A 558-nucleotide genomic window follows, 5' to 3' on the forward strand; every position below is an offset into this window, starting at 1 on the left:
ATGTTAATTATAGGATACTCTCTCTTTTCTGTCATGGCTTAGATTGCGAAGCAATCATATTGTTTTTTATATGAGTCACGTTTTCTTTTTCCAGTAATGGACTCAACCGCTCGCTGGCGTATTCCCCAAACACTGTACGAGGCACCAAATCAACGGTGGCATTAAACTCTGGATAATTCTTTTCCAACCATTCCGAAAACTCCAAGGGATTGTCTGGATTTAAAGACATAGCTGTAGGGAAAGCATTGAGGAGAAGATGATTACTATCTTTTCCATATGCCAAACCGACAGCGGGTTCATGATTAGGATCAAATATATCAACGTGTAAGTCAGTGTCTAATTTGCCTGATGTTTTTAGAGACATTAATAGAGCAGCTCCACTCACACCAAAACCGACGATTGCTATTTTCATTTTATATCACCGTTTTCTTTGTATTCCAGACTAGTTTATCATAAACCCAGATTAAATAAAAAAGAGTAAGAGATTCGTATGCGTCAAGTTTTCCTCGGTAACCTTTATTCTAAATCAACCACTGATTTAAAATGTGTTGATATCTT

At 36.9% G+C, this 558-nt stretch carries 1 protein-coding gene; it reads right to left on the reverse strand.

Annotation, left to right across the window (positions count from 1 at the left end; genetic code table 11):
* Positions 1-31 precede the first annotated feature (31 nt).
* Positions 32-412 carry an FAD/NAD(P)-binding protein gene (locus tag ABDZ53_RS00500; RefSeq protein WP_343752888.1) on the reverse strand — a complete coding sequence of 127 codons (381 nt, stop codon included), beginning with the start codon at positions 410-412 and terminating at the stop codon, positions 32-34.
* Positions 413-558 lie beyond the last annotated feature (146 nt).

The sequence above is a fragment of the Alkalibacterium iburiense genome (assembly GCF_039521845.1).
GTDB lineage: Bacteria > Bacillota > Bacilli > Lactobacillales > Carnobacteriaceae_A > Alkalibacterium > Alkalibacterium iburiense.

Coding starts and splice junctions, on each gene's coding strand:
- ABDZ53_RS00500 (WP_343752888.1), bottom strand. CDS start 412: ATGAAAATAGCAATCGTCGGTTTTGGTGTGAGTGGAGCTGCTCTATTA.